Here is a 23,628-nt window from a genome sequence, read left to right on the forward strand (position 1 = left end):
GAGAATTTCGATGAAAACGAGAATTGGACTCCCAGACGTCCTCATCGTGCTAGTGCTGCTCGGCGTCGTGGCCGCTACGCTGTATCCGTTCATCTACATGGCGGCCGTATCGCTGAGCGACAGCACCCATATTTTAAAAGGTGATGTGACGCTTTGGCCAAAGGGATTTAACCTGGACACGTATAAAGTAGTGTTACACGATCCACGGATCTCTAACGCCTATCTCAATACGATTCAATATGTGCTGGTCGGCACGTTCGTTTCGCTCATTATTACGGCTGCCGGCGCCTTCGCCATTTCGAAGAAAGAGCTTCCGCATCACAAGCTGTTCACGCTGCTCATCGTATTTACGATGTTTTTCAGCGGGGGCATGATTCCGACCTTCCTCGTGGTCAAAAGCTACGGGCTCGTCGACTCGCTGTGGTCTATGGTACTGCCGACCGCCGTCTCCACGTGGAATTTGATCGTGATGCGGACATTTTTTGCGGCGATGCCCAAAGAGGTGGAGGAATCCGGCAAAATCGACGGCTTAACCGACATCGGCATCTTCTTCCGGCTCGTGCTGCCGCTCTCCAAGGCCGTGCTTGCGACGATCGGGTTGTTCTACGCCGTCGGCATCTGGAACAACTTCTACTCCGCTTTGCTGTATCTGCGCAATCAGGACCTGTTTCCTTTGCAGGTGGTGCTGCGCAATATCGTGCTGCAAGGCCAAGTGAATTCGGCCAACGTCACGGCTGTCGGCGGCGACACGCTGCTCGTGGACGATGCGCTGAAATTTACGACGATTCTCGTCTCAACCGTACCGATTCTGCTTGTGTATCCCTTCCTGCAAAAGTATTTTGTCAAGGGGGTGATGATCGGCTCGGTGAAGGGCTAGCGGTCCTGATTGAACGTACATTTGTCACAACGAATATTCGAACCATACAAAAGGGAGATGGGTTCTATGAGATCAATGAGAAAAGGTTTAACGCTATGTTTGGCGGTCGGATTCGCGGTGACGGCCATCGCCGGCTGCTCCTCCAGCAAGCAGGAAGCATCGACGTCAGCGCCTACCGCCTCTGCCGGCACAGCGAGTGCAGCTCCTGCCCAGATTCAGAAAATGACGCTCAACGTGCTCAACTACTCCAACCCAAGCTGGCCGTACAATAAAGACAATATCGTCTGGAAAATGATCGAGGAGAAAACGGGCGTTTCCTTCAATGTACAGCTGCCATCCGGCAAACTGGACGATGCGCTAAGCGTGACGATCGCCTCGGGCAATTTGCCGGATATGATGATGACGCAGGATAAGAAGCTTGCGGATAAGTATGGGCAGCAGGGCGCGCTGGTTAACATTCTGGATTACATCAATGACATGCCGAATTTGAAAAAGTGGATGGACAAATATCCGCTTGACACGCAAAATACGATTTCATCGGACGGCAAAATGTATATGTTTCCGAACGCCGGCATCGGGGAAACGAACCGCATGATCTGGATGTATCGCGACGACGTCTTCAAGAAGCTGGGCATCGCCCAGCCGCAGACGTGGGATGAGCTCTATGCTGCGCTGAAGAAAGTGAAGGAAGCGTATCCGAAAAGCTATCCGCTGTCGTTCCGCAACGGCTTGCAGCGGCTGCTGAACTTTGCGCCTTCCTTCGGCACGGGATCGGATGTGTATTATGATTTTGATAAAAAAGAATGGCGCTACGGTCCGGTCGAGGACAACTACAAGAAAATGATCGAATACTTGAATAAATTTTATAAAGATGGGCTGATTCCGCCGGATTTCCTCTCGGCTGACACGAAGCTGTGGCAGGATTTGATGTCGACGGATCGGGCGTTCGTCACAATCGATTACATCGGCCGGATCGACTTCTTCAACTCCGCGCTGCGCAAGGATAAACCGGACTTCAATTTGTTGTTCATGGGGGCTCCAGCCGGCTACGCAGGCGGCCCTGCCAAGAACGCCTATACGCAGTATCTGGACGAAGGCTTTATGGTGGCGACATCCTCTAAGAAAATCAAGGAAATCATGAAGTTTATGGACTTCTTCTACAGTGAAGAAGGCCGAACACTGTCCAGCTGGGGCAAAGAAGGCGTCACGTATAAAACCGAAAACGGCAAGAAGCAATTTATCGAGAAATACGCCGATGTGGCGGATATGAGAAAGAAAACCGGCTTGTCCACGGACGGTACCTATGCCTGGATCGATTATGATGCGCATCTGTCCTTGTCTTCACCCGAGCTGCAGAAGGCGTATCAAGAGGCGCCGAAGTACGACAGCAAGCAGCAGCCGCGGCCTGCGTTCACGAGCAGCGAGATGGAAGTGCTGTCGCTGACGGGCGATACGATTATGAAGAAGCGCGACGAGAACATCTCCAAGTTCATTGTCGGTGAACGCAGCCTGGACGATTGGCCGAAATACGTAGCTGATATGAAAGCGCTCGGCGTTGATAAAATCGTGGATATTTATAAGAAAGCGTACGACCGGTCTTCGAAAAAATAAGAAGTCATCCAGACGCTAAGCGGCTGGCAGCGAATGTGGCGCTGCCGGCCGTTTGCACTAGAGGGAAGGAAGTGGTGGCATGCGGTACGAACCGTTAACGGCTTTGCATATCGGGGAAATCAAGATGATGTGGAACGAGGTATGGGGAGATCGGTTTCCGATGCGCGAGCGGATTCTGGAGCAAAATATGCTGGAGGATCCGAATCTGCTCCGCTCGGGCGCTTGGGCGGCACGGGATGAAGCCACAGGCCAGCTAGCCGGTTATGTCGCGGCCAAGATGTGGCAGGATGACGTTGCCGAGGTGAGCTACAGCGCTTCGCTTGGCTGGATTCATATGCTGCTTGTCGCACCGGCCTATCGGGAACGCGGCGTTGGCAGCCGGCTGCTCCTGATGGCCGAGAAGGCGCTGCGGGAGCAAGGCGTGAAGGAGATTCAGCTCGGGAAGGACCTCCATCGCCGCGTCTTTCCGGGCGTTCCGGAGCCTGATCTCGAAACCGTGGCATGGCTGGAGCGGAGAGGGTATACGCGGGAATCCCACGTGGTGGATTTGTATAGGTATTTTCAAGAGGATTTGGCAGCGTTTCCGGAGGTTGAGGGTGTGTCGTTCCGCATGCTGCAAGATGAGGAAGCGAGTACGTTTAATCGCTTTATGCAGCGCTGCTTTCCGCAGTGGCTGTACCAAACGCTGGCGTATTGGCAGCAAGGGGGCAGCGGCCGCGAATTTGTCGTCGCCGAGAAGGACGGCGAAATCATCGGCTTTTGCCGGATCAATGATGCGCAAGTTCCGCTGCTCGCCCAGAACGTGTACTGGGCGCCGCTTTTTCCGGGGGAGCTCGGCGGGATCGGGCCGCTCGGCATTGACGAGACGTACCGCGGGCATGGGTACGGGCTGGCGATTGTCCAGGCAGCGGTGCATTACCTGCACGCGCGGGGCATTCGGCATATGGTGATCGATACGACGCCATATGTCGATTTCTACGGCAAGCTCGGCTTCAAGACGTGGCGGAGCTATGTGGCGTTCTGCAAGCGGGAGCGGATTTAACCAAGATAGCCACTCAGAGTTTAACAGATCCTGCGCCTCATCCCTAACGGGTTCAGCAGCGGCTTTTGGGAGCAAATCGGCCCAATAGCCGCTATTTTTGTTACTACCCAGGCACCCTACATTGTGGAAAGGGGTGGGGCAGATAAATGCCTGCAAAAAGGCAGGTATTTTTCGGGAAAAAGGCATTTTCAGCAAAATGCCTGCGATCATGCAGTTTTTATTCTCAGATTGCGCTCAAAAAGAGGGTTCACGCCAAAAATGCCTGCACATTCGCAGGCATTTGATCCCATCAGGAGCGGATCGAGGGAAATTCCTGCTTTTTCGCAGGCTTTGAAAAAGCGAGAAACTTATTCCACAATCGTTGCATTCCCGGTAGGGGAGGTTGGCGTTGCCGCATGCAGGGCGGGGGGATCGAGTTTTTTCTCCTCGCGGAGCAGGTAGCCAAAGAAGATGACGTAGAAGGAAACGATGATAAAAAACACACCGGCGGTCACCGGATCCTTGGAGAACTGGTCAAAGCCCGTGGGATTCATCGTGGTGGCTGGCGAAGACGATACCGCTATCGTCGCATAGCGGTAGGCGATACGGCCGAGGAAGAGAACCAGCACCGTTATTTCAACCCACAGATGCGTGCGATAATACCATCCGTCTGCACGGTGCTCAAAGCGCGTATGCCGTATGGCGGTCAGACCGAGCAGCGTTCCGCCTGCGAGGCCGAGTCCGTAGCCGATAAAGTGGATCGGATGTACGAAGCCGAGGGCAAGAATGACCACGCCAAACACGCTGAAAAGGCTTAAGCGTCCGATGAGACGGCGCCTGCGCAGCGGCTGAAAGCCGATAGTCCGTTTGATTCGTCTGTAAATAAAGAATGCAATAAAGAGAAGAGGAAGAATATAGTGCGCTGCATCTTGCATGGGGACGCCTCCAGACGGTCTAAGTTATTTCCTTATTGTAACAAATTACCTGCATTTGTCACCTGACGATTGCCTGTTTTTGGCACATGTTGGTTACCTACCCATTTTGGGAAAGCAAGTGTCCGTTCTGCGCGTGAAGGCATATACAAGAAGGTAGATTCAAATTTGTTCGTCCTCTTACAAAAATCTGGCATACACTTAATAGTAGGGCGATAAACTTACTATTACACACAAATTGTTCCCTAAGGAGTTGATCGTGAGATGGCTCTAGTGACACATGTCAATGTCTGCAACACGATGAATGAGATCTACTGCTGCCTGCGGAATAAGATTGTGAAGCTGGATGCAGAGCAGCGAGAGGTATTTTGTAAAGAGTGCAAAATGTTCGCAGGCGAAGCGACGGGCTTCAGGCGAGGCATTTCGTGCGTGTGGGAGGACCTGCGCACAGTCAGTAATCCACATATTGCGCTTGATCCGGCGGAGGAATTCAAGCAAAATCAAGTTCGCCAAGTGCCGCCTGAAGGGCCGGCGCTGTTCTTATATAGTACAGGATGGTAAAACATATCCTGTTCGATTTTGACGGCACGCTTGTAGACTCCAGAGCGCTTTTGGTAAAGCTTTATAATGAGATGGCGGTGCAGCATCATTTTCGCCCGATTCGCCAGCAGGATCTTGCTGCGCTGCGGTCGCTGACCATCTCGGAGCGCGTGGAACGGCTCGGCGTGCCGGTCCTGCAAATTCCGAAGCTGCTGATCGCCGGGAGACAGCTGTATCAGGATCACATCCGAGCGCTTCAGCTCGTGCCGGGCATGAAGGAAGTCGTGTCACGCCTTTCCGCGCAAGGGGTGCGCAGCTCCATTTTATCCTCCAATACGGGAACCAATATTCGGTTATTTCTGAAAAACCATAAACTGGATGGCGCTTTTAAAGATGTTATCTCCGCGAAGCCCATTTTCGGCAAGCACCATGCCATCCGCAAAGTCATGAAAGAATGGGGGACGGCGCCTTCCCGCATGGTCTATGTCGGCGACGAGCTGCGCGACATCGAAGCGTGCAAAAAGCTGGGCGTCCCAATCATCGCCGTCACCTGGGGCTACGATTCGCCTCGCTTACTGTTAAGCGGAAGGCCGGACTATCTTGTGCACTCTCCGCAGGAGCTGCAGCGAACGCTCATGAGCATGCTGTCCTATAAGTAAATGCGAATAAAGCTGCTAAAGATGGGATCTGAAGCGGCTTTTTGCGTTTTTATTTACGGGACACAGTTGTTGGATGTAGATCAAAAGTACCAAATGTGATATGCTTAAAGTAGGATAACGTTTAGGATTTGTAAGGAGGATGATTCATGAAGACGGATCGGCAAGTGCTGGTGGACGAGTTTTTTGCGATGATTCGAAAACTGAATCGAACAGGATCCGATATTATGTACGTGCGGGATTTCTTCTGGAAATCGTCGGAGATTCGCGGTTTTATTCCACCGACCGTCGAGCTCATGACCGTGCTCAAAGCGTACAGCCCCGTTGTATTTCACGAATTTCGCAAATCGCTCGTTCCTCAGTCCAGTATGCATATTTTGGCCAGCGTACATATGGAGACGGGGGAAGCGTTAATAAATTTAGGCATTACGAGCGTGGAACAGTTGGAAATGGCGGTTAAAGGAAGAGTGACAAGTCAGGGCGCGGTTGCTCAGTGAGTTGGAGGCTCTTCAGGAGTAAATGGAGAACGCCTACAAACAGGCAGGTATTTTCGTGAAAATGGCTATTTTTACAAAATATCAGCCTTAGATGCGCACTAGAAATAGCCCCCGTCATTGGCAACGGGGGGCAGTACGATGAGGAGCGGGCAAATAAGCCTACTCCTCTTTCTTTTGCAATGCGGCCATTAGCTTGTCGGCCAGCGAGGAGCCAAGCTGCGTCTGGTCGGAGTATTGCTCGATCAGTTGGCGGTTCGCTTTGGCAGCGCCGCGGCGGCCGCCGCTAGGGGCTTCCTTGTCAATTTTCTCGACAACGTTGCACGGGCGGCACTGAAAGTATTTCCCGGATTTTCCGGTATGGATTTCCATCTTTTTATGGCACTGCGGGCAGCGGTGGTTCGTGAGTTGGCCGTCCACTTCCCGTTTATAGGAACACTCTCGGCTAGAGCAGTGGAGGTAGCGTCCGCGTTTGCCTTTGACTTCCTGCAGGAACTCGCCGCATTCCGGGCACTTACTGCCAGTCAGGTTATGCGGCTTGTACGCGGCGTTGCTGCGTTTGACCTCGGAGACAAGCTCCCCGGCCTTGGCGCGAATGCCGCTTAGAAACTGTTCCATGCTGCCTTTGCCTTTGGCGATGCGCTCAAGCTCCTGCTCCCAGCGGGCCGTCAGCTCCGGTGAGCGCAATTCTTCGGAGGCGAGCTCAATGAGCTGCGCGCCTTTACCGGTCGGGCGCAGAAGCGAGCCTTGGCGCTCGATCGTATCGGAAGCGACGAGCTTCTCGATGATGTCCGCGCGTGTCGCCGGGGTCCCGAGTCCCCATTTTTCCATTTGGGACAGGAGGGAAGCTTCGGTGTAGCGGCTTGGCGGCTTCGTCTGGCGTGTAAGCTGGCGAACGCTGCGCGCCGTTACGGCGTCGCCTTGGTTAACCTGCGGCAGCAGTTGTGTGATGTCATCCTCGGAGCCGGTGTCGTCTTTGTCGGGGTCGCTGACATCGCTGGCTCCGTAAACGTCCTTCCAGCCGGCTTCCTTCATCATGGTGCCGGAAGCGTACAGCTTCTCACCGGCAATCTCTACGGTGAGCTTCGTCTCGTCGTACTTGCAAGGGCCGCGGAACAGCGCGATGAAGCGGCGGACGATCAGATCGTAAAGCCTGCGTTCGTCGGCGCTGAGCGTCGCGAGCGAGATCGCTTCGCCCGTCGGGATGATGGCATGGTGATCGCTCACCTTGCTGTCGTCGACGATGCGCTTCGTGATCGCGAGCGGCTGGCGAATGAACGGCGCAGCCAGCGCCGCGTACGGACCGATTGCCGCCCCTTTGAGGCGGCCGAGCAGCGTCGGGACCATGTCCGACGTTAAGTAGCGGGAGTCCGTTCGCGGATACGTCACGAGCTTATACTGCTCGTAAAGGCGCTGCAGGACGTTGGATGTTTGCTTCGCGGAGAAGCCGAACTTCTTGTTGGCGTCGCGCTGCAGCTCGGTGAGATCGTACGCCAGCGGGTGCGGGATCGTTTTCTCTGTCCGCGTGACCTGCGTGACGCGGCCTTGCTGTCCTTGCAGCTTCGCTTGCAGGGCGTCGGCCCGCTCGCGGTCAAACAGGCGCGAATCGCCGGTTTTGGGGTCCCGCCACTGTGCGCGGTACGTTCCCAGATCGGCTTCGATGAGCCAATACTCCACGGACCGGAACTGGCGGATTTCCGCCTCCCGGTCCGTCATCATCGCGAGCGTGGGCGTCTGCACACGCCCGGCGGAGAGCGACGCGCCGAACTTGCTGGTCAGCGCGCGCGTCACGTTGAGGCCGATGAGCCAATCGGCCTCGGACCGGCATACGGCTGCTTGATACAGCCGGTTGTAGTCGGTGCCGGGCTTCAACTGTGCGAAGCCCTCGCGGATCGCCTGATCCGTCTGCGACGAGATCCAAAGCCGTTTGAACGGCTTTTTCCAGCGGATCAGCTCCATAATCCAACGCGCGACGAGCTCGCCCTCGCGCCCGGCGTCAGTTGCGATGACCAGCTCCGCCAGGTCCCCGCGCTTGGCAAGCTGCTCAATGCCGCGGAATTGATGCGAAGTCTCTTTCATGACCTTGAGCTTCATGCGGTCAGGAATAATCGGCAGATCTTCCAGGTTCCACGTTTTAAACTTGGTGTCGTAATCCTCCGGCTCCGCTAGGGTGACAAGGTGTCCGAGCGCCCACGTGACGACGTATTTGGGACCTTCGTAGTGATGCTTCTGCTTCTGCGTGCAGCCGAGAACGCGGGCGATCTCCTTGGCGACGCTTGGTTTTTCGGTGAGTACAAGAATTTTCATAGGAATGATTGACCTCTCTTCGGCTTATTCCTTAAGCATAAGCGATCGATGCGGGCTTTTCAATAAAGCGGGGCGGGGAGACGGATAAGAGCGGTCAACCACTTTTATTTTGGCGAGAAAGCATGTTTGCGGCGAAATAGAGGGGGTAAACCCTTTATATGCTGCCGGAAAGCCGGGTTTGGCGGCCACTATTTTAATCGGAGGACTGGATTCATGCAAAATAAGAGCGGCTGACCACACTTATTCATGGTGAGAAGGGCTGGAGGGGGAGCTGAGCGTGAGGCGGTGGTCGAGCGGCCCTCCAACCTTTTCATCCGGGTCGCTTTCTGGTAGGATGATAGACAGTTCGGCACTATTCTAGAGAGATGGAAGGTAGGGTTACAGGCATGATCGATCATATTGTACTTGTGAAATTCGGAGCTTCGACGACACAGGAGCAGATGCAAGAGGTGTGCGACCGTTACAAAGCGCTGCGCGCGCATGTGACGGGGGTTGTCGATATTCAGGCGGGGATTAATTTCTCCGAAAAGAATAAAGGGTACCAGGTTGTGTTGTCCGTACGTTTTGAAGACCGTGCGGCGTTGGAGGCATATGGCCCGAACCCTGAGCACCAAGCGGTCGCAGCGTTCATTCGGGAAGTTGGCCGTGAAGACAGCCTGATTGTAGACATTGAAGTCTAAATAAGATGTGAGCAAAAGGCGAGTGAACGGGGAACCGAATTGCTTGCCTTTTTCCTCTACCGCATATGAATTTTTACGATTAGGGAAGGTGATGGGCATGTCTTCCAAAACCAATGCCTGCCGCATCCTCGACGGGCTTCGCATCCCCTATACTTTGCATGAATATGGATGGGACGAAGATCAATTGGATGTCGGCACAGTCGCGGAGAAAGTCGGGCTGGCGCCCGGTCAACTGTTCAAGACGCTGATTCTGAAAGGGGACAAAACCGGCGTCCTGGCCGCTTGCATCCCCGGCGATCATGAGTTGAATTTGAAGAGTCTGGCTGCCGTCAGCGGCAATAAAAAGGTAGAGATGGTGCCGGTCAAGGACATTCAGTCGCTCACCGGCTATATCCGTGGGGGCGTGTCCCCGCTCGGAATGAAAAAGAAGTACCCTTTGTACCTGCATGAATCCGTCACAGGGATGGAGCTCGTCAGCATCAGCGGCGGGCGTCGGGGGCTGCAAATTTTTTTGCGGGGCGAAGATCTGGCGGCAGCCGCCGAGGGCAAGCTTGTTCACATCGTGACGCTGGCATAATGAAAGCTAAGAACTTTGCGTGGCCCGCCACGCGCAAGCGCTTGAACGCCATACAGGGCCGGTTGCACGGCCGCTCAAAGCTCCTTCCGGTAAGCGGAAGGGGCTTTTCCGCTCCATTTGCGAAACTGTTTGGAGAAAAAAAGCGCATCGTTAAAGCCGACGGAGGAGGCCACCTGATCGATGGTCATGGACGTCTGCAGCAGTTGCTTGGCGCGCTCCATGCGAATGTTGAACAGATACTGCATGGGCGAAAGGCCCGTGGATTGCTTGAACATTTTGCATAGGTAGGTCCGGTGGTAGCCCAGATTGCGTGCGAGCTGCTCAATGGAGACGGCCTGCGTATATTGCAGTTCCAAATAGCGAATCGCTTGTGCGACTTGTCGCTCAATATCGGTTGCTGCTTCGGCACGTTCAGTAATCCGGCTGGCATTGGCGCGTCCCAATTCCCGTAAAAGCAGTCGCAGCCACCCTTCAGCTTCCAAGTCCTCCAGCTGAGGAAAAGCGGAGTGTTGAAAAGAACGACGGATGTGTCGGTAGTAGTGCCGAATGGAACGCGGTGGTGCTCCGGAAATAACGGCCTGCTGGGCGGATGCCCCGATACTCTCCAACAAAGTTCCCGCCTTGCGCCCGGTAAAACCGACCCAAGCATAGTGCCAGGGCTTGTCACGGTCGGCGATATAAGTGAACAGCTCTCCAGGAAAAATAATGAACGTATCTCCGGCTTTGCACGTGTAGGTTCGGCCCCGCATTTCAAATACGCCTTCGCCGGCGAATACGGTATGGATCAGATAGTAATCGTGTACAACAGGCCCTTGCTTATGCTCGGGATCCGGCTTGCCTTCCCCGCTGAACAGGATGGACAGCTCAGAATCGGTATGGTGGGTATTCAGGGCAAGGTCAAAATACGAATGGTATAAGGTCATGGTAGCCTCGATGGTTTTCTTCTAAGCGTACTTCAGGAAACTACAAATGTCCATATCTTCGCGCCTTCAATCCATATGCGCTTTGCTGCGCTTCAGGTATAGTGTAAGTAAGAAAAACGCTTACACATTGGAGGAGAACAAAGATATGTCCAAAATTACGTTTCTAGGCGCAGGCAGTACCGTTTTTGCGAAAAACGTGCTCGGTGATTGCTTGCAAACGCCCGCGCTGCAAGGCTTTGAGATCGCTCTCTTCGATATTGACCACGTACGTCTGCAGGACTCGGCCAACATGCTGAACAACCTCAAAAAGACGAGCGGCAGCACCTGCGACATCCGGATGTACAAGGACCGCAAGGAAGCGCTGCGTGGAGCAAAATATGTCGTCAACGCCATTCAAGTAGGCGGCTATGATCCATGTACAATTACCGATTTTGAGACTCCGAAAAAATACGGTCTGCGCCAAACGATCGCTGATACGATCGGAATTGGAGGCATTTTCCGCAACTTGAGAACGATTCCAGTCATGCTCGACTTTGCGGCGGATATTCGCGAGGTGTGCCCGGATGCGCTGTTCCTGAACTACACGAACCCGATGGCCGTGCTGACGAATGTGATGAACACGTATGGCGGCGTGCAAACAGTTGGCCTTTGCCATAGCGTGCAGGTGTGCGTGCCGCGTTTGTTCGAGAGCCTCGGCATCGAAGACAAGGGCATCAAAGCTCGCATTGCCGGCATCAACCATATGGCTTGGCTGCTCGAAGTGTCCAAGGACGGCGTGGACTTGTATCCCGAAATCAAGAAGCGGGCGGCCGAGAAGCAAAAAGAGAAGCACGACGACATGGTGCGCTTTGAGCTCATGCTGAAGTTCGGCTACTACGTGACGGAGTCTTCCGAGCACAACGCAGAGTACCATCCGTATTTCATCAAACGGAACTATCCGGAACTGATCGACCGCTTCAACATTCCGCTTGACGAGTATCCACGCCGCTGCATCAATCAAATCGAGCGCTGGAAGTCCATGCGCGAAGAGCTTGTGAACGATGCCAACCTGCAGCACGAGCGCTCGCATGAATATGCTTCCTATATTTTTGAAGCGATCGAAACGAACAATCCTTTCAAAATCGGCGGCAACGTCATGAACACTGGCCTGATCACGAACCTGCCTCGCGAAGCTTGCGTCGAGGTGCCTTGCCTGGTCGACCGCAACGGCGTAACGCCTACGTATGTCGGCGATCTGCCGCCTCAGCTGGCAGCGCTCAACCGCACGAATATTAACACGCAGCTGCTGACGATCGAAGCGGCAATGACGCGCAAGCGCGAGCACATCTACCATGCGGCGATGCTCGATCCTCATACATCGGCGGAGTTGTCGATGGACGATATTGTGGCGATGTGCGATGAACTGATCGAGGCACACGGCTCCTGGCTTCCTGAATTCCGCTAAAATAATAAAGAAGGCTGCGGCCCTGCGCGTGAGTGGGGGCTGCGGCCTTCTTTTTGTGTTGGCCCTAGGGGCGCGGAGCCGCCGGGCAGCCTGCCGACACTGCCGGCAGTGGCGATCCGCCTACATGCCGCCGAAGGCATTGCGGAACGCGTGGTTCAGCTCGGCGAGCTCGACTTGCCAGATCGGCGCAATCTCCGGGCCGACGTTCTCGTCGAACCAGTCGGAGAGCAGCTTGCGATTGCTGCCGTTCTCGACGATGTACGGGAGGTTCAGCATGACTTTGGTCGTGTACAGCTTCTCGGCTTGCTGAATTTGCTCCGGCGTCAGGTACACTTTGAGCCGCTTGGCTGTGCGATACAGCTCCTTGCTGCACGCTCTGCGGATGCCGCGAGCGGTGGGGTAAACTTGTTTATGCTTTTCGCTTTGCTTTTGGTGAACCATGCGGGTATCGACGCTCCTCTCTATGATATGTGTATGCAGGAGAGGCGCGGAGAGCGACTGGGGTGGAGGCGGGAGAAGTGGAAGGAAGGGATGCTTGAGGTGTGGCGGGATAAAGTGGCAGGCAGGGAGAGTAGCTAAGCGTGAGTAATCAGCGTGGTAAAGTGCTGCTATTTGGGGGATTTGGGATAAGGGCAATTAGTGTGAGCAGCGCAGCTCACCCGTGCTTAGGGGATAGCTGGCCGGCAGAGCGGGGGATTAGCCAATGGTTTCATTGGCTAATTCTATGAATGCGGCGGGTACACCCAGAATAGTCGATGATGCCATTGGCTATTCTGCGAATAATGCTATGATCGTGGTAATTCGCGGTAATAGGCAGTGATAACATGGCCTATTTAAGTGGCCAGGCCAGATTCGGTCCATTTAAGCCATGGAACCATTGGCTATCTAACCCAACAAGCAGGAACAAGTTACAGAAAAAGCTGTTTCCCTGCCGCACTCAGCACGTAGGAGCGAATGCGTGAGCGGCCGCTTGCTCCTTGCAGAAATCCCTTTTTGTGCAGGCGATTCAGCCAAAGACGGGCGTTCTCCGGGTGGATGCCAAGGAAATCGGCCAATAGGCCAGGGGTCACCGATTCCATGGCAGCGGCGACGAATCGCACAATTTCCTTCTCCTTCGGATTTAACAAGCTGGCATCAAAGTCGGCATTGTCATTACCGTACAATCTTCCGATCAAATGCAGAATAAACTGCTGGCAGCGCCGCTCCTTTTTCAGGATGTCATCCGAGGAAAAACGGAACACTTTCCAACCGTCCAGGATCAGGTGATTTTGCCGCATCAAGTTGTCGCCAAACTGCCAGCGGTCAGTATTTTTCAGATGCGGGCCGTAGCCATCCGCTCCGAATTTGATCCGATAGGGCGGCCGCAAATAGGCGAAATCAAGAAATCGGGTTCCGTCTACGAAGTCCTTTACCTCATACTCCGGATGCAAATAACGGAAGTGCCCAACGGCGGGCCACCATATTTTTTGTAGAAACTGTTTCTCTAAATACCCGTGTCCTTCGCGCAGCCGCCGCAGCCGTTCACCTGAACTTTGCTCCATATGATACTGGAGAAACGTGTGATACTCCTTCTCGAATTCCATCTTCTCTACCTCCCCCACATATAAACGGAAAAAGCCGCCTCTTCCCAAAGGAAAAGACGGCGTGTGCTTCACGCATCAATATTACAGGAATATTCTAACAATTAATCTGCCGATTTGTCCATCCTCTCCCCGCAGCGCCGCTCAATCCACCACTATATACCCAATCATCGGCCCGCCGTGCGCGATGTCGGCGTGAGTCAGGCAGATAATGCGGTAAATGCCTTCCTTGTCGGCGGTGAAATCGACGACGGTTTCTTTCCCTTTTTTTACCTCGCCGGAAATGTTCAGCCCTTCAATAATAAAAGGATGGCTTTCCCCGTTAACGCCATAAATGCTCAGCCGGATATGCTCACCCTGCTTTACGAGAATGGTGCCGGGATCCCAGCGGTAGGCTTCGATGGTTTTGCCGTCGGCGGTCGTCGATTTAAACTCTCCCACAACCATATGAATGGTGCGTGCAGGCGTGCTGTTCTCCGCCAGTGCGGGCAAAAAGCTGCCTTGGCTTACATATAGCCACCCGCTCGCCAGCAGCCCAAGTACGACCACCGCGATCAACAGATGCTTGCGTTTCACAATCCACACACGGGACATGCGCCCCTCGCCTCCCTGTACAAGTTCTAGTACATCTTATGCGTAGGCTTGTCAGCGCATGCGCAGCTTTTGTTAGGGCCGCGAGTGGGACAAGGGCATGATTTGGGACAAAGGTGCATAACGTGTCATGAATGCCTTCTTTTGTATGTGGGGGAGTATGAGCAAAAGTAGTGCGGGACACTGGTCTATGCTAGAATATGTGGAGGTATGAAAAGTGAAAAGAAGAGAGGGTTCAAAGCATGGGTGAGTTGATTCACAATGTGTTAGTTTATTTGGAAGGGCTGGGGTACTGGGGCATTTTCCTGGGGCTGATGCTGGAGGTCATTCCGAATGAGCTTCTGCTGGCATATGCCGGGTATCTTGTGTCGAAAGGGCAAATAAATTTTGTGGGCGCCATCCTATGCGCGGTTGTCGGCGGCACGCTGGCCCAGATCGTCTTATATTGGATCGGGCGCTACGGCGGCAGGCCTTTTTTGGAAAAGTACGGGAAGTACTTGCTCATTTCAAAGCATCATATCGACGTGGCCGAGGAATGGTTCAATCGGTACGGTACGGGGATGATTTTTACTGCGAGATTCATTCCGATTGTTCGGCACGCGATTTCTTTGCCCGGCGGGATGGCCAAGATGCCTTTGGCTCGTTTTACCACGTACACAGCGCTCGCGCTGATTCCTTACTCGTTCCTCTACGTGTATCTAGGAATGAAGCTGAAGGACAATTGGGAGACGATTGGGGAATATGCGGGGCCTTATATCAAACCGCTGATCATTGCGGCGATTATTCTCACGGTGGCTTATGTCGGGTACCAGTTCTACTTGAAAAGAAAAGCGAAGCGGGCGTAGGCGGAAGGCAAGGCGGCAGACCAAATCGGATTTGGCGCAATCGTCAGCTTTTGTTACAATAAAAGGGAAGAACGACGAACTTGGGAGGATGAAACGATGAGTACTAATTTGGCAAGCAAATTTCGTACAGGCCTCAAACCGCAGCAATTTATCGATAGCATGGAGAAAAATCAGGAGAAGTTCCTCGAGTACTATAACGGCTTCGAGTGGGCGAGCGAGGACGACAAGGAATATTTTGACTCGCTGAATAACCGTGACGATCTGCGCTGTCTGATTCTCGCGTCCGACTGGTGCGGCGATGTGGTTCGCAACATTCCGGTCGTGTTCAAAGCGCTGGAGAACAGCGGCGTACCGACAGAAGTGCTTGTGATGGAGCAAAATCTGGACGTCATGGATCAGTTCCTGACTAATGGCGGCAGATCGATTCCGATTGTGATTTTTGCGGATACGGGCGGCTTCGTGCTTGGTCAATGGGGACCTCGTCCTAAGCATGTCCAAGCGGTCATGAACCAGTTCAAAAAAGAAAATCCAGACCGCGATGCAGCGGACTATAACGAAAAAATTCAAGTGGCGAGAGCTGAAATGATGCGCCAATACGGCGAAGGCAACGGCTATCACGCGGTCATCGTGCAAGAACTTCGCGCTTTGATCGAATCGTTCTAAGGTGAGGCTGCGATGATTACGATTCAATCCTTTGAGCTAGGCCCGATCGGGACGAACGCGTACCTGCTGTCCGATCCTGAGACGAAAAAGGGCATCATCATCGACCCCGGCATGCAGCCGAAATCGCTGATTCGCAAGATCGCGGATTTGGATATCGAGGCGATTTTACTGACGCATACGCATTTTGACCATATCGGCGGTGTGGAGGAGATCCGCAAGCTGAAGAAGTGCCCGGTCTATGTGCACGATCTCGAGAGCGACTGGCTGATGAACCCGAAGAAAAACGGTTCCGCCCGCTGGCCGGAGCTTGGTGAACCGATCGTGTGCGAACCGGCTGAGTATGCATTGGACGAAGGGCAGACGCTGAAATTCCTCGGCATCGAGCTGAAAGTGTTCCACACGCCGGGCCATTCGCCCGGCAGCGTGAGTTTCCTGTGGGACAAGCATCTGTTCTGCGGCGACGTGCTTTTTAAATTGTCGGTCGGCCGCACCGACCTGCCAGGCGGCGACCACAACACACTGCTCGATTCCATCCAGGAGAAGCTGTTCCTGCTGGACGACGATGTGGTGGTGTATCCGGGACACGGCGCGAAGACGACGATTGGCTTTGAACGCGACAACAATCCTTACGTATAGAAGCGGGAGCCCCGAGAAATGGATGACATTTCTTGGGGCTTTTTTTGCGTTTGGTGGGCGCAGCCCAGGCAGGCTCCACGCCTGTCCCCCTGCCAAACGGCCATTTTGCGCCGGGCTGTCTCAAATTCCGCCAATCCCATGGCTCGTTCGCCCATGATACCCAACCATTTTCATAACATCTGGGTGTTTACCGTGTTCGCGATAGGTGCTTTCCCATAGACTGATGTTGTAAGCTATTCACCCACCAGTTCAACCACTCCGGCTTTAGCCAGTTACAAGTGTTGCCGTTCCCCTCAGGGACAAATTCAAGGAGGTGCTCTTATGGAACATATCAAAGTTCCTAATTACCCTGTTCAACCAATGCCAATGCCAATGCCGATGCCTACTCCGCTCCCGGCGCCTGCGCCAACGATGCCGATGCCGACTATGCAAGCTCCAGTACACAACGACATTCACTTGCACGCTTCGTACCAACAAACATCCGTTGTATTCCCTAAACCGGTTCACACTCACCATGCTGCAGTCGCTCCCGTTTATCCCAAAAACAACACAGCTGCCAGTGTCCTCGTTCTATTCATTCTCCTCGTCATCATCACTCGCAGCATCTGCAAATACTAATCTGCGCATGCCAGGTGCGAAAGGCAATTCCGAGAGACGCGATCGTCGACCGGGGTTGCCTTTTTTCCGCCTATGCAGAAAGTATTGCCTCGAAGCGGCTCGATGCCATCAGTAAACGCGTCCGTCCAAGACAGGACGACGAAGCCGTTTGTTTATGGTTCTAATCGAATTCTAATTTGGCGATGCGACAATCTAATCTGTAGAGAGGGGGACGCCATGTGCAGACAAGGCTGAAATGGCTGACAAAGCTGACAAGACTGCGCAATCGCGAGGGGATTGTGGCGGCAGCTTTTTTGCTGCCTAGTAGGGACGGGGAACCGTGATGAAGCTGCAGATTCCTGTAAAGTAGGCGCAGCTGGCGTCTGCGTCGGTTTCTAGTAAATCAGCCCCGTATTCGTAATTTTCACGCTTGTGTTCACCTGGAATTTCACTTCAGGGTACACCTCTTGCCAATGCTTCCAATCGCTTTCTTTGCCGAAATATTGGGCTAAATAGTGCAGGCCGAATCCGTAAGGGTCCACCCCGGCGTCCTGGATTTTAGCCAGCAGCTTTTCCAGACTTTCGCTGACATGCTGACTGAGCTTGCGTTCTACCTCTTGAGGATCGAGACGAAGCACGCCTTGTTCCACCATGCCGGAAATGTTCATCGAGAATTTGACCGTTGGTATCGTATCGTGTGTGATATTAATTTTGCTTGAAATGTTGGAGACGTAGAGAGCAAGTCGCTGCCCTTGATAGTCGATGGGAATGCCTGATTTTTTATACTCATTGGCGCTCATGTTAAACAGCTGCGTTTCTTCCGGCGTGAGCACGAGTTTCTCATGAAATTTATCCAACAGGGACAGCTTTTCCACGACATACGAATCGCCATCATAGCGAACGATGGGAATGACAGGATCCATGCCTTTCTCTTTAAAACGGCGGAAGCAGTCAAACAAGAAAGATGTGACGGTAAAAGGAGAAACAGTTCCTTCTTTGCCAAAGGTAAGGAAAAAGGAATTGCCCGCAAGCCGTTCCGTTGTCGGGTTGCCATGGAGCAGTTTGCCTGCAGTCGGTTCAGCGACCGCTACATAAGAAATGAGCTGAATATCCCTGCGGCGCGCGAGCCAGTTGAGCGATTCTTGCAAGTGTGTCTTGACGAGCTTGTCGCCGAACAGAAAGACGCGGCAGTGGCCAAAATCGATTTCTTTGTCGACGTGTGCCTTCAGATTGCGAACGGCTTCGGCAATGCTTTGCGCTTCCTGGTGCTCAATCTGGCTTTCGGCCAGCCCTTCCCCGACTTTGGACGCGGGAACGGCGAGTCTCAGCGTGACGTCGTAAGGCTTGTCTTTGTTGTCGCTCAAATCAATCCCCATCGCCACAACGAAGAAACGTTTGTCAATGTCTTTGAAGCCGCAGCCGCCGAGAAGGAGGCCGAGTGCCGTCAGGAGGAGCGCGGTACACCAAATTCGGAAGGACATGCGGATTCCTTCTTTCTTTTCTTGGTAAAGTAAAGCATGAGTCCGAACGCAGTAATTTCAACCGAGAATCTGAGAATTAGCCAGCATTCCGTAATCCATTGGATTTTTTCCTGATTCACATAGAACATGAAAGCAAACGAAGTCAATCCGATCCCACCGGCCAGCCACAGGTTAATGGCGGGGGGCGGATCTTCCTCAACGGCTACGCATTTATTGAGGGCATAACGAATCAGCATAATCGTCGTATGCCAAGTATTCATGACGAAAAGCAGCGACAGCGCGGTAAACAGCAGCAGAAAAATAAACAGAATCCGGTTAATGAATCCGTATTCCGAGATGATGGAGTCGGCGGTCATGCTCCACAAGTAGACGAAATGTTCCACGCCGACGGTGCCATGCATGCCGATAGGCACGATGAAGGTGACAATGAGAAAGCCGATTACGAATAGGGGCGCCAGGAAGCGCAGACGAAATTTGAAATTTTCCGGGTTCAGCCGATTAAAGATGGTCAGACTCAAATAGCCGGAGAAGACGAAGGTCGACGCGGCGATCGCCATAAAATCGGGCGGTTGATCGATGTAGCCGATTACATAGCGGACGGCGTCCCAACTGATGTTTTTATTAAAGATCGCCTTGAGCAGGAACCAGATGATAAAAGGGGAGCTGAGCAGCACCATAATTTCGTGAATGAACTGAACGGATCGCGTTGAGCGGCTGCTTGCCCAGACGGCAGCGGTGGCCATCAGCAGCAGGTTCAAGTAGCGGTTCATATCCGGATAAAAGAACATGCGCACCGTTTCGGCATACGAATAAATTACGATTAGTCCTGCCGGCATCCACAGAAAAAAAGCGATAAATAGGTTGATACTATGCCCCAGCCATCTTGGCAAATACCGATCGCAAAGCTCGGGAAAGCCCAGCCCCGGGAATTTCTCGAAGCAGGCCATTACCCCCAGCATGATGATCGTGCCGATCATGCTGGCGACCAGCATGCCTGACACGGCTCCGTCGAAGCGGCTGCGGATCAAGATGGTCGGGATAAACATCATGATGTTGATCATGGCGACGTAGAGCACGTGGTAATAAATGTATCGGGGCACGATCAGGTGTCCTCCTTATTCTTATGATGCATTGTGGCCTCCAGCTTAGGGATATAGAGAGCCAAGTACGGCTGACCAAAGCTGCGAATATTGCACCAGTACACAACCAGAGCGAAGAAGGCGACGACAAGGCCCAGTAAGCCGAAATAGATCGTAATCAGAACAAAAATATATTTTACGAACCGAATCGAGTAACCGAAGCCGTTATTCGGAATGACGAAATTGGAAATCGCGACGACCGAGGTCACGATAATCATAATGGAACTGACGAGTCCCGCTTGTTGAATGGCTTGGCCGAGAATCAACCCGCCCACGGTCGTTGCCGTAGATCCGATAAAGCGCGGAAGCCGGAGACTCGCTTCGTTCAACGCTTCGATCATGAACAGCATGATGAAGACCTCGATAAAAGAAGGGTATGGCACGACAACCCTGCTTCCTGCGATGGAAAGCGTCAACTGCACGCGCAGCACCTCGGGGTTGTACGAGACAATGGCGATGTAGAGGGCCGGCAGCGTAATGGTCAGTAGCATGCCCAGGTACCGCAGGACGACCAGCAGTTTACTCATCCAGTACGATTCAAAGTCGTCATCCATGGCATGCATGAAATCAAAGATCCGTACGGGCAAAATCAGACCGAAGCGGCTGCCGTCCTGCAGCAGGACGACTTTACCGCGCTCGAGCATGGCGGCGATCCGATCGGGCCGCTCCGTCTGCAAAATAATTGGAAAAAAGCGGTGCCTTCTTCCAGATAACATTTGAACAAGCTGTCCTGAAGCCTGGAGCAGCTTGATTTGCACGTTTGCGAGCCGCTGATGCAGCAGGCTTAGAACGTCCCGGTTCACCAGATTTGTATCGTATAAGACAGTAATCCGTGTTCTGGAGATGGCGCCAATCGTGTGCTGTTCCACGCAGAGCGTTGGTGAATTGAAGCGAAGCCGAACGAGGGATATGTTCATATCCAAATCTTCCGTAAGCGCCACCTGCGAACCTTGCAGCGCAATTTCGAGCTGGACCATGCCCGGCTTGTCGTGAAATTTTCGCTGAATATTGAAGCGGTAGACTTGATCTTCGAGCATGAACAGCACGGTACCTCGCAGCACATCGCCTGCCCATGTATCCGGCGGACCGGCAGGCGTGAACATCGGATTGGCGTGAATCATCCGCTCGAATTCATCGGGCTCGAAGTTATAAGAGAAGGGGACCAGAAGACCGTTTTTCAATAAGGATTGATCGCACAGGATAGGAAAATAGCAAATCTCCATCTGCATGTATCCGTTATCCAAGGTGTCAAAGTAAAGATCCGATGGATGATTCAGCATGTTGCGAAGTTCATCGATCATTCGGCGCCACCTCCCCGCAGTTTTTCCACGACTTTCCCATTTCGCATAGCTTTCCCATTAGAAGTAAAACCATGCAGAAGAATTCTTCCCAGAGGGGGAGATGCCGAGCGTCATCTTTCTTGTGGGGAGCGGCATACATGCTTGGAAAGAGAACGAAACGGCGGTGGACGCGTGCTCATGCAGACGAATCGATGGCAGTTGTGGGAAGGCGGCTTAGGCTCGAAAACTGCAAAAAGGCAGGAATATCGTTCCTCCCCCTCTGGATTCTGTGAAATGCCTGCGATTGAGCAGGCATTTTGGGCGAGAACCCTGTTTTGGCGCAGACCCGGGGCAAAAAACTGCTTTAACGCAGGCATTTGGCTGAAAACGGCATTTTCCTGGAAAATTCCTGCGTAATTGCAGTTTTCAGCCTTCTCCTAACAAATTTCCCGTTAAAAAACGCAAAGCCTCATCTAACGCCACCGACAGGTTAAGCGTTGGATGAGGCTTCTATTTCATGCGGGCATCAAGACGCCGCAAAGCGCGGGAGTCTACACCTTCCGGAAGCGGTACAGATGGCTTTCAAAATCGCCATGCTGTCTCGGCAGGGCAAGGCCGGCATGCATCAGTTCATCGCCGCCGTACACCTCGTCGGTTGCGGTGTTCCGGTAAGTGCCGTTCGGGTCGAGCCCTTTCAGCATCAGGCGTTTGAGGGGCTCATGCGGCTCCGCCAGGATGTTGAAGTAGCAAGCCAGCACATCCTGGCCGTCTTCGGAGACGAACATCCAGGCGGCTTCGGGGCCCTCGAACGGGCTGAGCAAGCGGTAGAACCGGCCGAACTGCACAAACTCGCGCAGTTCTTTGTACTGAGCGACCTGCTCCTTGGCCAGCTCGTGTTCTTCCGGTGTGAACGTCGTCAAATCGAGCTCGTAGCCAAAGTTGCCGGACATCGCGACGTCACCGCGCATTTTCAGTGAGGTGGTGCGGTGCAGTTGATGGTTCGGCACGGCGGAGATGTGCGCGCCCATCGCGCTGATCGGATAGACGAGGCTCGTGCCGTACTGGATTTTCAAGCGGGCGACGGCATCGGTGTTGTCGCTTGTCCACGTCTGCGGCATATAGTGCAGAATGCCGGGATCGAAGCGGCCGCCGCCGCCCGAGCAGCTTTCGAACAGCACGTGCGGGAACGCTGTCGTGATGCGCTCCATCACGCTGTACAGGCCCAGCATGTAGCGGTGGGCGGTCTCACGCTGGCGCTCCGGTGGCAGCGCGGCAGAGCCGATTTCGGTCATATGGCGGTTCATGTCCCATTTGACGTAGGAAATCGGCGCGCTGGCGAGCACCTTCGAGACCGCGTCGACAATGTAGTCGCACACTTCGGGACGCGACAAGTCGAGGGTCAGTTGGCCGCGGCCCTCAGAGCGGTTGCGTTCCGGCACGTGCAGGCACCAGTCCGGATGTGCACGGTACAGCTCGCTGTCGCGGGAAATCATCTCCGGCTCGAACCAGAGGCCGAACTGCATCCCGAGCTTGGTTACACGTTGAGCGAGATCTTCGAGGCCTGCCGGGAGTTTGTTCTTGTCAACGAACCAGTCGCCGAGCGATGTGGTGTCGTCGTTGCGTTTGCCGAACCAGCCGTCGTCGAGCACGAACAGCTCGATGCCAAGCTCGCGGCCTGCTTGGGCGATTTGTTCAATTTTGTCTGCAGTAAAATTGAAGTACGTCGCTTCCCAGTTGTTAATCAGCACTGGGCGCGGTTTATCACGGAACTCGCCGCGGCACAGTCTCGTCCGGTACAGCTCATGATACGTCTGGGACATGCCCGTCAGCCCTTGGCTGGAGAACACCATAACGGCTTCAGGCGTTTGGAATTGTTCCCCTGGCCCCAGGAGCCAAGAGAAATCGAACGGATTGATGCCCATGGAAAGGCGCGACGTGTGCATTTGGTCGACTTCGACGGAGGCGAGGAAGTTGCCGCTGTAGACGAGGCTGAAGCCGTACACGTTGCCGTAGTCTTCCGTAGCACCGCGCTCCAGCAGGGCGACGAACGGATTCTGCTGGTGGCTGCTTGCTCCGCGGCGGCTTTCGATGGATTGCGTGCCAGGCGCAAGCTTCCTTTTTTCCACATAGCGTTCTCGCGCCCAAGCGCCGGATAAGTGCAGGAGCTCGAACTGGTCGTGGTTGAAATCGACGTTCACGCTAAGTGCGCGGAGCAGCTTGAGCGGTGCGGTTCCGGTGTTGATAAACCGTACGCTGCGCGCAATCGCATCTTGCCGCTCGAAAGCGGTGTAGCTCAGGATGGCTTGAAGGCCGATGAGCTTGTCTTCCAACGTGATTTCCAGCGTCGTCGCTTCTTGCTCCGATTCGGCATATGTGGCAGGAAGGCCTGTCAGCGCGGGTTTGCCTGGCGTAATCGTATGAGAAACATAGCGGAGATCCGTGATCGTAGAGCCATTGTCCAGTTGAACCTGGTAAGCCGGCTGGCGATAGTCCGTATTCCCGTAAGCCGGATATTCCTGCGGCAGCGTATCGAGTGAAAAGCGGCGGTTGGCCGGATCGGGATTCGGTGAAAAGGCGCGTTCCTCCGTGCGGATGAGTCTTTCCGGCTGGATGCTGCGCACCGTTTTTCCCCAGTAGGCATGCGCGAGATAGCCTGCCTCAAAAATGTGCAGCACATAGCTTGTATGACCTGCCTGCAGATGAAAAACGCGCTGTTCGGCATCAAAATAAATGGACATGGAGAAAAGGCACCTC

The 23,628-nt window shown here is 53.8% G+C and carries 23 protein-coding genes; 13 read left to right on the forward strand and 10 right to left on the reverse strand.

Annotation, left to right across the window (positions count from 1 at the left end):
- Positions 1–10 precede the first annotated feature (10 nt).
- The 3 genes from EJQ19_RS26190 (at position 11) to EJQ19_RS26200 (ending at position 3,530) form a co-directional block, all read left to right on the forward strand.
- Entirely contained in the window at positions 11–877 is an 867-nt protein-coding gene (locus EJQ19_RS26190; RefSeq protein ID WP_126144178.1) for a carbohydrate ABC transporter permease, read from the forward strand.
- Between the two features lie 66 nt (positions 878–943).
- On the forward strand, positions 944–2,488 hold the full coding sequence (locus EJQ19_RS26195) for an extracellular solute-binding protein (RefSeq protein ID WP_241243093.1): 1,545 nt from the start codon (positions 944–946) through the stop codon (positions 2,486–2,488).
- Positions 2,489–2,567: 79 nt separating this feature from the next.
- Positions 2,568–3,530, forward strand: a complete 963-nt coding sequence (locus EJQ19_RS26200; protein ID WP_126144179.1) for a GNAT family N-acetyltransferase — start codon at positions 2,568–2,570, stop codon at positions 3,528–3,530.
- Between the two features lie 347 nt (positions 3,531–3,877).
- Here EJQ19_RS26200 and EJQ19_RS26205 read toward each other — a convergent pair whose 3' ends face one another.
- Complete coding sequence (locus EJQ19_RS26205; RefSeq protein WP_126144180.1) at positions 3,878–4,444, reverse strand: CcdC protein domain-containing protein; 567 nt, start codon at positions 4,442–4,444, stop codon at positions 3,878–3,880.
- A 261-nt stretch (positions 4,445–4,705) separates the two neighbouring features.
- On the opposite strand from EJQ19_RS26205, the gene EJQ19_RS26210 reads away from it, so the two are divergent.
- From EJQ19_RS26210 to EJQ19_RS26220, 3 genes are all read left to right on the forward strand, one after another.
- Positions 4,706–5,002, forward strand: a complete 297-nt coding sequence (locus EJQ19_RS26210) for a hypothetical protein (protein WP_126144181.1) — start codon at positions 4,706–4,708, stop codon at positions 5,000–5,002.
- Positions 4,996–5,640 (forward strand): HAD hydrolase-like protein, encoded by a 645-nt coding sequence (locus tag EJQ19_RS26215; RefSeq protein WP_126144182.1) that lies wholly within the window; start codon positions 4,996–4,998, stop codon positions 5,638–5,640. The genes EJQ19_RS26210 and EJQ19_RS26215 overlap by 7 nt, the downstream gene beginning before the upstream one ends.
- Positions 5,641–5,786: 146 nt before the next feature.
- Positions 5,787–6,134, forward strand: a complete 348-nt coding sequence (locus EJQ19_RS26220) for a hypothetical protein (RefSeq protein ID WP_126144183.1) — start codon at positions 5,787–5,789, stop codon at positions 6,132–6,134.
- 159 nt (positions 6,135–6,293) lie between these two features.
- Here EJQ19_RS26220 and EJQ19_RS26225 read toward each other — a convergent pair whose 3' ends face one another.
- Complete coding sequence (locus EJQ19_RS26225) at positions 6,294–8,438, reverse strand: DNA topoisomerase III (RefSeq protein WP_126144184.1); 2,145 nt, start codon at positions 8,436–8,438, stop codon at positions 6,294–6,296.
- Positions 8,439–8,824: 386 nt separating this feature from the next.
- On the opposite strand from EJQ19_RS26225, the gene EJQ19_RS26230 reads away from it, so the two are divergent.
- Positions 8,825–9,118, forward strand: a complete 294-nt coding sequence (locus tag EJQ19_RS26230; RefSeq protein ID WP_126144185.1) for a Dabb family protein — start codon at positions 8,825–8,827, stop codon at positions 9,116–9,118.
- Between the two features lie 97 nt (positions 9,119–9,215).
- Positions 9,216–9,695 carry a Cys-tRNA(Pro) deacylase gene (gene ybaK / locus EJQ19_RS26235; protein WP_126144186.1) on the forward strand — a complete coding sequence of 160 codons (480 nt, stop codon included), beginning with the start codon at positions 9,216–9,218 and terminating at the stop codon, positions 9,693–9,695.
- A gap of 74 nt (positions 9,696–9,769) precedes the next feature.
- Here ybaK and EJQ19_RS26240 read toward each other — a convergent pair whose 3' ends face one another.
- Entirely contained in the window at positions 9,770–10,618 is an 849-nt protein-coding gene (locus EJQ19_RS26240; RefSeq protein ID WP_126144187.1) for an AraC family transcriptional regulator, read from the reverse strand.
- A gap of 145 nt (positions 10,619–10,763) precedes the next feature.
- Between EJQ19_RS26240 and melA the strand changes: the two genes are divergently transcribed.
- On the forward strand, positions 10,764–12,062 hold the full coding sequence (gene melA / locus EJQ19_RS26245) for an alpha-glucosidase/alpha-galactosidase (protein WP_126144188.1): 1,299 nt from the start codon (positions 10,764–10,766) through the stop codon (positions 12,060–12,062).
- Between the two features lie 120 nt (positions 12,063–12,182).
- Here the strand turns inward: melA and EJQ19_RS26250 are convergent, their stop codons facing one another.
- From EJQ19_RS26250 to EJQ19_RS26260, 3 genes are all read right to left on the reverse strand, one after another.
- The gene (locus EJQ19_RS26250; RefSeq protein WP_126144189.1) at positions 12,183–12,503 is read right to left on the reverse strand and encodes a dehydrogenase; all 321 of its coding nucleotides are present in this window, start codon (positions 12,501–12,503) and stop codon (positions 12,183–12,185) included.
- A 467-nt stretch (positions 12,504–12,970) separates the two neighbouring features.
- Positions 12,971–13,645 (reverse strand): DNA-binding response regulator, encoded by a 675-nt coding sequence (locus tag EJQ19_RS26255; protein ID WP_126144190.1) that lies wholly within the window; start codon positions 13,643–13,645, stop codon positions 12,971–12,973.
- Positions 13,646–13,786: 141 nt separating this feature from the next.
- On the reverse strand, positions 13,787–14,236 hold the full coding sequence (locus EJQ19_RS26260) for a cupredoxin domain-containing protein (protein WP_126144191.1): 450 nt from the start codon (positions 14,234–14,236) through the stop codon (positions 13,787–13,789).
- A 239-nt stretch (positions 14,237–14,475) separates the two neighbouring features.
- Between EJQ19_RS26260 and uptA the strand changes: the two genes are divergently transcribed.
- The 4 genes from uptA to EJQ19_RS26280 all read left to right on the forward strand — a co-directional run bounded on the left by uptA (position 14,476) and on the right by EJQ19_RS26280 (position 16,995).
- The gene (gene uptA / locus EJQ19_RS26265; RefSeq protein WP_126144192.1) at positions 14,476–15,078 is read left to right on the forward strand and encodes an undecaprenyl phosphate transporter UptA; all 603 of its coding nucleotides are present in this window, start codon (positions 14,476–14,478) and stop codon (positions 15,076–15,078) included.
- Positions 15,079–15,174: 96 nt separating this feature from the next.
- Positions 15,175–15,741 carry a thioredoxin family protein gene (locus EJQ19_RS26270; protein ID WP_126144193.1) on the forward strand — a complete coding sequence of 189 codons (567 nt, stop codon included), beginning with the start codon at positions 15,175–15,177 and terminating at the stop codon, positions 15,739–15,741.
- 12 nt (positions 15,742–15,753) lie between these two features.
- Positions 15,754–16,377 (forward strand): MBL fold metallo-hydrolase, encoded by a 624-nt coding sequence (locus tag EJQ19_RS26275; protein ID WP_126144194.1) that lies wholly within the window; start codon positions 15,754–15,756, stop codon positions 16,375–16,377.
- Positions 16,378–16,698: 321 nt separating this feature from the next.
- A complete protein-coding gene (locus EJQ19_RS26280; protein ID WP_126144195.1) occupies positions 16,699–16,995 on the forward strand; it encodes a hypothetical protein in 297 nt (98 codons plus the stop codon).
- A 374-nt stretch (positions 16,996–17,369) separates the two neighbouring features.
- Here the strand turns inward: EJQ19_RS26280 and EJQ19_RS26285 are convergent, their stop codons facing one another.
- The 4 genes from EJQ19_RS26285 to EJQ19_RS26300 form a co-directional block, all read right to left on the reverse strand.
- Positions 17,370–18,455: a Ger(x)C family spore germination protein gene (locus EJQ19_RS26285; protein WP_126144196.1), complete on the reverse strand. Its 1,086-nt coding sequence runs from the start codon at positions 18,453–18,455 to the stop codon at positions 17,370–17,372.
- Entirely contained in the window at positions 18,419–19,555 is a 1,137-nt protein-coding gene (locus EJQ19_RS26290) for an SLC5/6 family protein (protein ID WP_126144197.1), read from the reverse strand. Before EJQ19_RS26290 ends, EJQ19_RS26285 begins: the two co-directional genes overlap by 37 nt.
- Before the next feature lie 2 nt (positions 19,556–19,557).
- Positions 19,558–20,895, reverse strand: a complete 1,338-nt coding sequence (locus tag EJQ19_RS26295; protein WP_126144198.1) for a spore germination protein — start codon at positions 20,893–20,895, stop codon at positions 19,558–19,560.
- A 530-nt stretch (positions 20,896–21,425) separates the two neighbouring features.
- Positions 21,426–23,612: an alpha-galactosidase gene (locus EJQ19_RS26300; protein WP_126144199.1), complete on the reverse strand. Its 2,187-nt coding sequence runs from the start codon at positions 23,610–23,612 to the stop codon at positions 21,426–21,428.
- Between the last annotated feature and the right edge of the window lie 16 nt (positions 23,613–23,628).

The organism is Paenibacillus whitsoniae (assembly GCF_003955665.1).
GTDB lineage: Bacteria > Bacillota > Bacilli > Paenibacillales > NBRC-103111 > Paenibacillus_E > Paenibacillus_E whitsoniae.

Coding starts and splice junctions, on each gene's coding strand:
- melA (WP_126144188.1), top strand. CDS start 10,764: ATGTCCAAAATTACGTTTCTAGGCGCAGGCAGTACCGTTTTTGCGAAA.
- EJQ19_RS26260 (WP_126144191.1), bottom strand. CDS start 14,236: ATGTCCCGTGTGTGGATTGTGAAACGCAAGCATCTGTTGATCGCGGTG.
- EJQ19_RS26190 (WP_126144178.1), top strand. CDS start 11: ATGAAAACGAGAATTGGACTCCCAGACGTCCTCATCGTGCTAGTGCTG.
- EJQ19_RS26275 (WP_126144194.1), top strand. CDS start 15,754: ATGATTACGATTCAATCCTTTGAGCTAGGCCCGATCGGGACGAACGCG.
- EJQ19_RS26255 (WP_126144190.1), bottom strand. CDS start 13,645: ATGGAATTCGAGAAGGAGTATCACACGTTTCTCCAGTATCATATGGAG.
- EJQ19_RS26240 (WP_126144187.1), bottom strand. CDS start 10,618: ATGACCTTATACCATTCGTATTTTGACCTTGCCCTGAATACCCACCAT.
- EJQ19_RS26200 (WP_126144179.1), top strand. CDS start 2,568: ATGCGGTACGAACCGTTAACGGCTTTGCATATCGGGGAAATCAAGATG.
- EJQ19_RS26270 (WP_126144193.1), top strand. CDS start 15,175: ATGAGTACTAATTTGGCAAGCAAATTTCGTACAGGCCTCAAACCGCAG.
- EJQ19_RS26280 (WP_126144195.1), top strand. CDS start 16,699: ATGGAACATATCAAAGTTCCTAATTACCCTGTTCAACCAATGCCAATG.
- EJQ19_RS26230 (WP_126144185.1), top strand. CDS start 8,825: ATGATCGATCATATTGTACTTGTGAAATTCGGAGCTTCGACGACACAG.
- EJQ19_RS26215 (WP_126144182.1), top strand. CDS start 4,996: ATGGTAAAACATATCCTGTTCGATTTTGACGGCACGCTTGTAGACTCC.
- EJQ19_RS26295 (WP_126144198.1), bottom strand. CDS start 20,895: ATGATCGATGAACTTCGCAACATGCTGAATCATCCATCGGATCTTTAC.
- EJQ19_RS26205 (WP_126144180.1), bottom strand. CDS start 4,444: ATGCAAGATGCAGCGCACTATATTCTTCCTCTTCTCTTTATTGCATTC.
- EJQ19_RS26195 (WP_241243093.1), top strand. CDS start 944: ATGAGATCAATGAGAAAAGGTTTAACGCTATGTTTGGCGGTCGGATTC.
- EJQ19_RS26225 (WP_126144184.1), bottom strand. CDS start 8,438: ATGAAAATTCTTGTACTCACCGAAAAACCAAGCGTCGCCAAGGAGATC.
- ybaK (WP_126144186.1), top strand. CDS start 9,216: ATGTCTTCCAAAACCAATGCCTGCCGCATCCTCGACGGGCTTCGCATC.
- EJQ19_RS26300 (WP_126144199.1), bottom strand. CDS start 23,612: ATGTCCATTTATTTTGATGCCGAACAGCGCGTTTTTCATCTGCAGGCA.
- EJQ19_RS26285 (WP_126144196.1), bottom strand. CDS start 18,455: ATGTCCTTCCGAATTTGGTGTACCGCGCTCCTCCTGACGGCACTCGGC.
- EJQ19_RS26250 (WP_126144189.1), bottom strand. CDS start 12,503: ATGGTTCACCAAAAGCAAAGCGAAAAGCATAAACAAGTTTACCCCACC.
- EJQ19_RS26210 (WP_126144181.1), top strand. CDS start 4,706: ATGGCTCTAGTGACACATGTCAATGTCTGCAACACGATGAATGAGATC.
- uptA (WP_126144192.1), top strand. CDS start 14,476: ATGGGTGAGTTGATTCACAATGTGTTAGTTTATTTGGAAGGGCTGGGG.
- EJQ19_RS26220 (WP_126144183.1), top strand. CDS start 5,787: ATGAAGACGGATCGGCAAGTGCTGGTGGACGAGTTTTTTGCGATGATT.